The sequence below is a fragment of the Micromonospora haikouensis genome (assembly GCF_000876225.1).
Lineage (GTDB): Bacteria > Actinomycetota > Actinomycetes > Mycobacteriales > Micromonosporaceae > Micromonospora > Micromonospora haikouensis.
On the sequence record NZ_JXSX01000001.1, the window covers coordinates 2,982,172 to 2,991,085 of the forward strand.

10 protein-coding genes are annotated in these 8,914 nt (G+C 75.5%); 3 read left to right on the forward strand and 7 right to left on the reverse strand.

Annotated features, from left to right (window positions below):
* Nucleotides 1-282: 282 nt before the first annotated feature.
* Nucleotides 283-495 carry a hypothetical protein gene (locus TK50_RS12345; protein ID WP_043962874.1) on the reverse strand — a complete coding sequence of 71 codons (213 nt, stop codon included), beginning with the start codon at nucleotides 493-495 and terminating at the stop codon, nucleotides 283-285.
* Nucleotides 496-658: 163 nt separating this feature from the next.
* Here TK50_RS12345 and TK50_RS12350 point away from each other — a divergent pair, with 163 nt between their 5' ends.
* Complete coding sequence (locus TK50_RS12350) at nucleotides 659-1,846, forward strand: MFS transporter (protein ID WP_241773978.1); 1,188 nt, start codon at nucleotides 659-661, stop codon at nucleotides 1,844-1,846.
* Nucleotides 1,847-1,866: 20 nt separating this feature from the next.
* Here TK50_RS12350 and TK50_RS12355 read toward each other — a convergent pair whose 3' ends face one another.
* The 4 genes from TK50_RS12355 to TK50_RS12370 form a co-directional block, all read right to left on the reverse strand.
* On the reverse strand, nucleotides 1,867-2,130 hold the full coding sequence (locus tag TK50_RS12355; RefSeq protein ID WP_043962875.1) for a hypothetical protein: 264 nt from the start codon (nucleotides 2,128-2,130) through the stop codon (nucleotides 1,867-1,869).
* A 98-nt stretch (nucleotides 2,131-2,228) separates the two neighbouring features.
* A complete protein-coding gene (locus tag TK50_RS12360) occupies nucleotides 2,229-2,690 on the reverse strand; it encodes an SRPBCC family protein (protein ID WP_043962876.1) in 462 nt (153 codons plus the stop codon).
* A 52-nt stretch (nucleotides 2,691-2,742) separates the two neighbouring features.
* Nucleotides 2,743-3,159, reverse strand: a complete 417-nt coding sequence (locus TK50_RS12365; protein ID WP_043962877.1) for a DUF2795 domain-containing protein — start codon at nucleotides 3,157-3,159, stop codon at nucleotides 2,743-2,745.
* Between the two features lie 64 nt (nucleotides 3,160-3,223).
* Complete coding sequence (locus TK50_RS12370; RefSeq protein WP_043964365.1) at nucleotides 3,224-4,207, reverse strand: YihY/virulence factor BrkB family protein; 984 nt, start codon at nucleotides 4,205-4,207, stop codon at nucleotides 3,224-3,226.
* A 188-nt stretch (nucleotides 4,208-4,395) separates the two neighbouring features.
* On the opposite strand from TK50_RS12370, the gene TK50_RS12375 reads away from it, so the two are divergent.
* Complete coding sequence (locus tag TK50_RS12375) at nucleotides 4,396-4,800, forward strand: ChaB family protein (protein ID WP_043962878.1); 405 nt, start codon at nucleotides 4,396-4,398, stop codon at nucleotides 4,798-4,800.
* A 57-nt stretch (nucleotides 4,801-4,857) separates the two neighbouring features.
* Here the strand turns inward: TK50_RS12375 and TK50_RS12380 are convergent, their stop codons facing one another.
* The gene (locus tag TK50_RS12380; RefSeq protein WP_043962879.1) at nucleotides 4,858-6,291 is read right to left on the reverse strand and encodes an aldehyde dehydrogenase family protein; all 1,434 of its coding nucleotides are present in this window, start codon (nucleotides 6,289-6,291) and stop codon (nucleotides 4,858-4,860) included.
* A 72-nt stretch (nucleotides 6,292-6,363) separates the two neighbouring features.
* Between TK50_RS12380 and TK50_RS12385 the strand changes: the two genes are divergently transcribed.
* Entirely contained in the window at nucleotides 6,364-8,004 is a 1,641-nt protein-coding gene (locus tag TK50_RS12385) for a phytoene desaturase family protein (RefSeq protein ID WP_241773979.1), read from the forward strand.
* A 19-nt stretch (nucleotides 8,005-8,023) separates the two neighbouring features.
* Here the strand turns inward: TK50_RS12385 and TK50_RS12390 are convergent, their stop codons facing one another.
* Nucleotides 8,024-8,791, reverse strand: a complete 768-nt coding sequence (locus TK50_RS12390) for a polyprenol monophosphomannose synthase (protein WP_043962880.1) — start codon at nucleotides 8,789-8,791, stop codon at nucleotides 8,024-8,026.
* Between the last annotated feature and the right edge of the window lie 123 nt (nucleotides 8,792-8,914).

The following is an 8,914-nucleotide window of genomic DNA, read 5'->3' on the forward strand; positions in this document are numbered from 1 at the left end:
GTCGGCAGGGCCCCGGTGAACCCCTTTGCTCTGCACCCGGATACGCAACGGTTCACTCAGCGCAACCGCACGCGGCGGCCTTCGCCCGGCGGGATCTCGGATATCCCCAGCTCGGGCCGGGTGTTGCGTGGGTGGGTGCAGAGCAAAGGGCGGGGTACTGGTGGCGCAGGCTGGATGGGGTGTGACCCAGCGTGAGGTGCCGACCGGTCCGCGGTGTTGCCGCCGTTACCTTCGGTGACCGACCTGGTGGTCCGGCGAGCGGGCCGGCGCGTCGCCGCCGCGCTAGTCGGAGGAGCGTGCGTTCGCCGGGCGACGCCGGGAGGCGTCGTCGGCGATGATCACTGTGGCGACCATCAGGGCGACGCAGAGGCTGAACAGCCACGAGTCGTCGGTGGCGAACTTGGCGGCGACCGGCGCCTGGACGGCGGCGAGGAGGAAGCCGAGCCAGGCGAGGCGACGCTGACGAACGGTGAGGAAGCCGGAGCCCTGTTGCATTCGGAAAGTCTTGCGCGACGCGCCGGGATCGCCGTCACCCGATCGGACGATTCTGGATGACCTGTCCGGGTTTTCGGCCGGACGTACCGCGCTTTTTGGCGTTTCGGGGGAGGCGCGGGAAGTCGTTGGTTGCTCTCGCTGGGGTGAGGCAGGATGGTCGATCGTGTCCACCCCCGCGTCGCCCCGTCCCGCCCTGCTCCTGCTCGCCTACCTCGCCTTCGTCAGCCTCGGCCTGCCCGACGGACTGCTCGGCGTCGGCTGGCCGTCCATGCGGGCGGACTTCGACGTGCCCACCGAGGCCGTCGGGCTGATGCTGACCGCCGGGACCACCGGATACCTCACCGCCAGCGTGCTGGCCGGTTTCTCCCTGGCCCGGCTCGGCGTCGGCCGGCTGCTCGCCGGCAGCACCCTGCTGGCCAGCCTCGCGCTCACCGGGTACGCGTCCAGCCCGGGGCTCGCCGTCACGACCGGCTGCGCGCTGCTGCTCGGGCTCGGCTCGGGGGCGATCGACTCCGGGCTCAACGCGTACGCGGCCAACGCGTTCGGCCCCCGCCACATGAACTGGATGCACGCCTTCTTCGGCCTCGGCGTCGCCATCGGCCCACTGATCATGACCGCCGTGCTCAGCGCCGGCCTCTCCTGGCGCTGGGGCTACGGCACCGTCGCCGCCGCCCAGCTCACCCTCGGCACCGCCTTCGCCCTCACCGTGCGGGCCTGGGCCGACCGGTCCGCCCCGGCCCCGTCCGCCGCCGGCCCGGCCCCGCTGCCCACCACCGACCCCGTCCGGGTACGCGACACGCTGCGCCTGCCGGCCGTCTGGCTGGGCTCCCTCGCGTTCGCCGTGTACGTCGCCATCGAGATCGCCGCCGGCCTGTGGGCGTTCCTGCTGCTCACCGAGGGGCGGGGGCTGGCCGCCGGGGTGGCCGGAGTCTGCGTCTCCGGGTACTGGGGGAGCCTGTTTCTCGGGCGGGTGGTGCAGGGCTTCGTCGCCGAGCGTCTCGGCACCGGGCGGGTGCTGCGCGCCAGCCTGCTCGGCATGGTCGCCGGCGCGGTGCTGATCGCCCTGCCCGCGCCGGCCTGGGTGGCCGTGGCCGGCCTGCTGGTGCTGGGCTTCGCCGCCGCGCCCGTGTTCCCGCTGCTCACCCTGGGCACCGCCGAGCGGGTCGGCGCCGCGCACGCCGACCGCACCATCGGCGTGCAGATCGCGGCGGCCGGGCTGGGCGGGGCGCTGGTGCCCAGCGGCATCGGCGCGCTGGTCGCGTACACCTCGGTCGAAGCCCTCGGGCCCGCGCTGGTGGTCCTCGCCGCGGCCCTGACCACCCTGCACGCCGTCGCGTCCCGCCGCCCCTGACCGCCACCAGCGGGCGGCGGTCACATCGTGTCGGGGCCGGTCCGTCCCGTGGTCGACGGCCGGTACGCCCGCTCCGCGTCGGTGCGCTCCCGCTCCCGGCCGGCCGGCGACGCGCCCCGGTCCACCGCCTCCGGGCCGTGCCCGAACGCGGCCTCCTCCCCGGCGTCGTTGCCGGTCACGTCGTCGGCCTGCCCGTCGAGGGTCGACCGGGCCAGCGCCCGGTCCAGCTCCTCCAACGGGAGCCGCTGCTCGTCGCGCCACACGTGGCTGTCGTTGTCCGTCATGCCCTTCGCGGTACCCGGGGCCGGTGATCGCAAACGGCCCCGGGCGCGACGATGGCCGCCGGATGCCGGCGGCCATGGTCAGCTCGTGCGGGGGAAGGTCAGGGCTGGGGGCGGTCGACGCTGCCGCGCCAGGCGCCGGTCTCCTGACCGCGCCGCTCGATGAACTGCTTGAACCGTTCCAGGTCGCCCTTGGCCCGGCGGTCGACGACGCCGAGCTTGTCGCCGGCCTGCTCCACCACGCCGTGCGGCTCGAACTCCAACTGGAGGGTCACCCGCGTGTTGGCCTCGTCGAGGCGGTGGAAGGTCACCACCCCGGCCTGCTGGGTGCCGCCGGTGGAACGCCAGGCCACCCGCTCGTCGGGCAGCTGCTCGGTGATCTCGGCGTCGAACTCGCGCTTGACCCCGGCGATCTCCACCGTCCAGTGGGTCTTCGTGTCGGTGAGCTGCCGGACCTCCTGCACCCCCTCCATGAAGTGCGGGAACTCCTCGAACTGCGTCCACTGGTCGTACGCGGTCCGGATCGGGACGGACACGTCCACGTGCTCGGTGACGCCACTCATCAGCAATCCTCCTCAGTGCGCGGGTGCGGGGCGGGCCGGGGGACGGTCCCCCTCACCAACGCGTCGTCTCGTTCCTGTGGCCGAGGGCGGCCCACACCTCGGAAACCGTCTGGTAGCGGGTGCCCGGCGGCAGCCCCTCCAGGGCGGCGACCAGGTCGTCCGGCGCGTCGTTGTCGCGCGCGTTGGCGACGAGCGCCTCCCGGTCGCCGGGCAGGGCGGTCATCGTGATGAACCGTCCGAGCCGGCTGCGCTGCTCCACGTCGGTGGAGCTCATCCCCTGCGGGGAACCGGTGCGCAGCTCGCCCGCCGGGGCCGTGGTGGCCTCCGGCTGGTCCTCGCCGGCCGGCTCGGGCTGGCGGAACTCGTCCACCCGCGAGCCGCCGGTGCCGGGGCCCTGGACCAGGCCGCTGACCTCCTGGCTCATCTGCTCGTCGACCCTCGGGCTGTGCTTGCTGCTGCCACGTTCCATGCCTTCTGCGCTACCCGGGGCGGACGCCGGTAAACCGGCGCGGCCGCCCGGCCGAGGCGACCCGTCACCCGGCGGCGGGGCTGCGCGGAGGCAGCACCGGCTCCTCCGGGTCCGGCTCACCGGCCTGCAACGCCCGGCCCCGCTGCAGCTCGGCGTTGATCTGCACGCCGAGCATCAGCGCCGAGTTGGACAGGTAGAGCCAGACCAGGAACGCGATCACCGCGCCGAGGCTGCCGTACGTCACGTCGTACGAGCCGAAGTTCGCCACGTACAGGCCGAAACCGAACGACGCCAGCGCCCAGGAGACCAGGGCGACCGCGCCGCCCGGGGTGAGCCAGCGGAACCGGGGCTGGCGCACGTTCGGGGCGATCCAGAACAGCAGCGACAGCAGCACCATCATCACCATGGCCAGCACCGGCCACTTCGCCACGCCCCACACCGTGCGGGCCAGCCCGCCCGCGCCCAGCAGGTCGCCCACCGCGTCGGCGACCGGGCCGCTGACGATGAGCCCGGTGGCCACCACGGCCAGCAGCAGCATGGTCACGGCGGCCAGCCCGATCTGCAACGGGCGCAGCTTCCACACCGGCCGCCCCTCCTGCACCCCGTAGATGGCGTTGGACGCCCGGGTGAACGCGCCGATGAACCCCGACGCCGACCACAGCGCGCCGAGCAGACCGAAGCTGAGCAGCGTCTTCGCGCCGCCGCTCTGGTCGACCACGCCCCGCACCACGCTCACGAACCCCTCGTTGCCGACCACCGACCCGGCGCCGACGTCCCGGGCCAGGTCGATCACCGTGTCGACCGTCCGCTCGCCGTCGGAGACCAGGCCGACCAGGGCGACCACCACGATCGTCGACGGGAACAGGGCGAGCACCCCGTAGTAGGTGAGCGCGGCGGCCCAGTCCGCGCAGTTGTCCTTGACGAAGTTCCGGCCGCTGCGCACCAGCACCCCCCGCCAGGTGGGCCAGCTGAGCTGGCGTACCCGGCGGGGCCGCCGCGCCCGCCCGTCGTCGAGGACCGCCGTGTCCGGTTCCGTCGTCGCTGCCATGACCGCCCCCTGCGTCCCGGGCGGCGGGGTGACCGGCACCCGGCGCTCGCCTGGCCCCGCCCGTACCCAGCGTCGGAAATCGACAAACCCGACACGGGGCGGGGCGGTCCGCCGCGCGGGCCGGCGGTTTGCCCAGGCGGCCCGGGGGAACGGTCAACCGGGAAGCAGTCGACGCGGAGGAGGACGACATGCCCGGGCGCGAGGTACTGCCCAGCACGCTGCGGCGCTCCCCGGAGAAGGCGCAGCGCACCTGGGAGAAGACGCACGACTCGGCGGTGGAGACGTACGGCGAGGGCGAGCGGGCCCACCGCACCGCGTTCGCCGCCGTCAAGCACGAGTTCGAGAAGGTCGGCGACCACTGGGAGCCCAAGGGCCGCAAGGGGCCCAGCGACCAGCAGGCGGCCGGCGGCGGGCCGGCGCGCCGCGCCCCCACGGCGGGCGGCGTCGACGCCAACGCCACCAAGGACCACCTGATGGCGGTGGCCCGCAAGCTGGACGTGCCCGGCCGGTCCCGGATGACGAAGCCGGAACTGGTCAAGGCCATCGAGAAGGCCAACAACAACGCCACCCGCAAGGCGCGCGGGGGCCGCTGACCGGCCACGACAGCGCGGGGCCCGGGGCCGCACGGTCCCGGGCCCCACGCCGTACGCTCACCAGTGGCCGCCGCCCGGGGCCTCGATGTGCACGGCCTTCGTGGCGGTGAACTCGTCCAGCAGCTCCGGGCCGTAGCCGAAGCCCTGGCCGCTGCCCCGGCGCGGCTGCGCCGCCCCGCCCGGCGCGCCGCCGAACACGGCGTTGACCTTCACGGTGCCGACCGGCAGCTCCCGCCAGGCCCGCTGGGCGTGACTCATCGAGCCGGTGAGCACCGTCGCCGCCAGCCCGTACGGCGAGTCGGCCGCGCACCGCAGCGCCTCGCTGAACGAGTCGACCACCACCACCGGGGCGACCGGGCCGAACGTCTCCTCGCGCACCAGCGTCATCTCGTGCCGGCAGTCGACGACCACCGTCGCCGGGTAGAACGCCCCCGGCCCGTCCGGCAGCACCCCGCCCGCGCGCAGCCGCGCCCCGCCGGCCACCGCCGCCGTCACCTGCCCGTGCACGTGGTCGCGGTGCCGCCGGTCGACCAGCGGCCCCAGCTCCGTAGCCGGGTCCCGCCCCGGGCCGACCCGCAGCGCCTCGGCCCGCCGCACCAGCGCATCGACGAAGTCCTCCGCCACGTCCCGGTGCACGTAGATCCGCTCCACCGCCACACAGATCTGCCCCGCGTTGGCGAACGCGCCCAGCGCCGCCTGTTCCGCCGCCCAGACCGGGTCGACCCCGGCGTCGACGACGAGGGGGTCGCTGCCGCCGTTCTCCAGCAGCACCTTCGCCCCCGTCCGGGCCGCCGCGGCGGCGATCTGGCGGCCCGTGGCCGTCGCGCCCACGTGCGCCACCACGTCCACGTCGCCGCCGGCCAGCGCCGCGCCGACCTCCGCGCCGCCGGTGAGCAGCGACAGCACCCCCGGCGGCAGGACCTCGTCCAGCGCGCGGGCCAGCAGCCACCCCGTCGCCGGGGTGCGCTCGCTCGGCTTGTACAGCACCGCGTTGCCGGTCACCAGGGCCGCGCCGAGCAGCCCGCAGGAGACCGCCACCGGGTCGTTCCACGGCGTGATCGCCGCGACCACGCCGCGCGGCTGCGGGGCCATGAAGTCGATGGACTCCGCGCCGCCGAGCAGCGTGCGCCCGCCCCGCACCGGGGCCAGCTCGGCGTACTGTCGCAGGGTGCCGACGCCCGCCTCGACGCCGCCCCGGGCGTCCGCGAGGGGCTTGCCCATCTCCGCCGTCACCGCCGCCGCCAGCTCCTGCGCCGCGGCCTGCACCGCGTCGGCGGCCCGGTGCAGCGCGGCGGCCCGCTCCGCCGGGTCCGTCGCCGCCCACCCGGGCGCGACCCCCCGCGCGGCCTCCACCGCCTTGCCGACCTCGTCCGCCGTCGCGACCGGCACCGTGCTGACCGGGTGGCCGTCGGCCGGATCGCGGACGACCAGCTCGCCCCCCGCGCCGCCGGCGCCCCACACCCCACCGATGAGCTGCGCAACCGTGTACATGCGGCGGTGCATCCCCCGGCCCCGGCCCGGCAAACGCGTTTCGCCGCGGGTGGCCCCGGGTAGGCGGGTCGGATGACCTCGACCGGCATCCCCACCGCCGCCACGTCCGGCGTGCCGACCGGCCCGGAGCGCGCCGACGCGGTCGTCGTCGGCGCGGGCCACAACGGCCTGGTGGCCGCCAACCTGCTGGCCGACGCCGGCTGGGACGTGCTGGTGCTGGAGGCGACCGGCGCGCCCGGCGGGGCGGTGCGCTCGGCCGAGGTGACCGTCCCCGGCTACCTCAGCGACCTCTACAGCTCCTTCTACCCCCTCGGGTACGCCTCCCCGGTGCTCGCCGGCCTCGACCTGGACCGGCACGGGCTGCGCTGGACCCACGCCCCCGACGTGCTGGCCCACCTGCTGCCCGACGGGCGGGCGGCCGTGCTCAACCGGGACCTCGACGCCACCGCCGCGTCGCTGGCCGTGTTCGCGCCCGCCGACGGGGAGCGCTGGCGGCACGCGTACGCCGACTGGCTCGACGTGGCCGGGCCGATGCTGGCCACCATCACCACCCCCTACCCGCCGGTGCGCGGCGGCGTCGCCCTGCTGCGCCGGCTGCGGGTCGGCGGGTCGCTGCGGCTGGCCCGCCGGCTCGTCGTGCCCGTGCGCAAGCTCGGCGCCGAGCTGTTCGACGGCGAGGGCGGCACGCTGCTGCTGGCCGGCTGCGCCCTGCACACCGACCTGTCACCGGAGGAGGCCGGCTCCGGCGTCTACGGCTGGCTGCTGGCCATGCTCGGCCAGCAGGTCGGCTGGCCGGTGCCGGTCGGCGGTGCGCAGCGGATCACCGACGCGCTGGTCGACCGGCTCACCGCGCGCGGCGGCCGGATCGTCCACGACGCGCGCGTCGACCGGGTGCTCACCGCCCGGGGCCGGGCGATGGGGGTACGCACCGTCGACGGCCGGGCCTGGCGGGCCCGGCGGGCCGTCCTCGCCGACGTCCCCGCCCCCGCCCTCTACCTGGACCTGGTCGGCGCGGCGGCGTTGCCGCCCCGGCTCGTGCAGGACCTGGCGCACTTCCGCTGGGACGGCTCCACGCTCAAGGTCGACTGGGCGCTGTCCGGGCCGGTGCCGTGGACCAACCCGGCCGTGGCCGGGGCCGGCACCGTGCACCTCGGCGCGGACCTCGACGGGCTGACGACGTACTCCGCCGAGCTGGCCCGGGGCCAGGTGCCCCGCGACCCGTTCCTGCTGGTGGGGCAGATGAGCGTCGCCGACCCGAGCCACTCCCCGCCCGGCACCGAGTCGCTGTGGGCGTACACCCACCTGCCGTTCCGGCGCGACTGGCGGGCCGAGGACGTCGCCGCGCACGTCGCGCGGATGGAGGACGTGCTGGAGGCCGCCGCCCCGGGGTTCCGCGCCCGGATCCTCGGCCGGCACGTCGCCGGCCCGGCCGACCTGGAGCGGGGCGACCCGAGCCTGGTCGGCGGGGCGCTGGGCGGCGGCACCGCGGCGGCGTACCAGCAGCTCTTCCTGCGGCCGATCCCCGGCCTGGGCCGCGCGGACACCCCGGTGGACCGGTTGTACCTGGCCAGCGCCTCGGCGCACCCGGGCGGCGGGGTGCACGGCGCGCCGGGCGCGAACGCCGCCCGGGCCGCGCTGGCCCGCGACCGGGCGCTCACCGGCGGCCTGTACGCGGGCGTGATCGGCGCGGCGCACCGGGCGGTCTACCGCTGAAGAGCCGCCCGGCGGCGCGTCAGGGCTCGATGTTGCGGTGCCGGGTGCGCAGCTTGAACGGCATCAGCGCGCTCTCGATCTTGGTGGCGGTGGTCATCTTCGAGGCGCCCTCGCGGCGCTCCTCGAACCGGATCGGCACCTCCAGGATCGTGTGCCCCAGCTTCGTGGCCAGGTAGTGCATCTCCACCTGGAAGCTGTAGCCGTTGGACTGCACCCGGTCCAGCCCGATGTCGCGCAGCGCGTCGGCCCGCCAGATCTTGAAGCCCGCCGTGAGGTCGCGGATGCGCACCCGCAGCAGCGTGTGCACGTAGAGGTTGGCCCAGCCGCTGAGCGCGCGACGGTAGAGCGGCCACGCCTCGTCGAGCTGCCCGCCCGGCACGTAGCGCGAACCGATGACGACACCCGCCTGCGTGGACAGCAGCGCGCCGAGCATGCCGGGCAGCGCCTCCGGCGGGTGCGACAGGTCCGCGTCCATCTGCGCCACGTATTCGGCGCCGCCGTCGAGGGCCCGGCCGATCCCGTCGACGTACGCCCGGCCGAGGCCCTCCTTGCCGGCGCGGTGCACGACCTGGACCCGGTCGGGGTGCTCGATGGCCAGCTTGTCGGCCACCTCGCCTGTGCCGTCCGGGGAGTTGTCGTCGGCGACCAGCACCTTCAGGCCCGGCAGCGGCAGCGCGAGGAGCCGTTCGACCAGGACCGGGAGGTTCCCCGCCTCGTTGTAGGTGGGAACCACGACGGTCAGGCGTGCGTCCCGCCAGGGGGCGGGCAACTGCACGGGTTCGATCATGACGGACATCCTCGGTTTGCCGACAGGTTTACCTGAGAGGGTAGCCAGTTGCCCGTTCCATGTCGTAATGGCTCCCCGTCCGACGCGTGCGACACGCCGTGCGCAGGGCGGGGAGCCGGGTGG

Coding starts and splice junctions, on each gene's coding strand:
- TK50_RS12345 (WP_043962874.1), bottom strand. CDS start 495: ATGCAACAGGGCTCCGGCTTCCTCACCGTTCGTCAGCGTCGCCTCGCC.
- TK50_RS12355 (WP_043962875.1), bottom strand. CDS start 2,130: ATGACGGACAACGACAGCCACGTGTGGCGCGACGAGCAGCGGCTCCCG.
- TK50_RS12360 (WP_043962876.1), bottom strand. CDS start 2,690: ATGAGTGGCGTCACCGAGCACGTGGACGTGTCCGTCCCGATCCGGACC.
- TK50_RS12365 (WP_043962877.1), bottom strand. CDS start 3,159: ATGGAACGTGGCAGCAGCAAGCACAGCCCGAGGGTCGACGAGCAGATG.
- TK50_RS12370 (WP_043964365.1), bottom strand. CDS start 4,207: ATGGCAGCGACGACGGAACCGGACACGGCGGTCCTCGACGACGGGCGG.
- TK50_RS12375 (WP_043962878.1), top strand. CDS start 4,396: ATGCCCGGGCGCGAGGTACTGCCCAGCACGCTGCGGCGCTCCCCGGAG.
- TK50_RS12380 (WP_043962879.1), bottom strand. CDS start 6,291: ATGTACACGGTTGCGCAGCTCATCGGTGGGGTGTGGGGCGCCGGCGGC.
- TK50_RS12385 (WP_241773979.1), top strand. CDS start 6,364: ATGACCTCGACCGGCATCCCCACCGCCGCCACGTCCGGCGTGCCGACC.
- TK50_RS12390 (WP_043962880.1), bottom strand. CDS start 8,791: ATGATCGAACCCGTGCAGTTGCCCGCCCCCTGGCGGGACGCACGCCTG.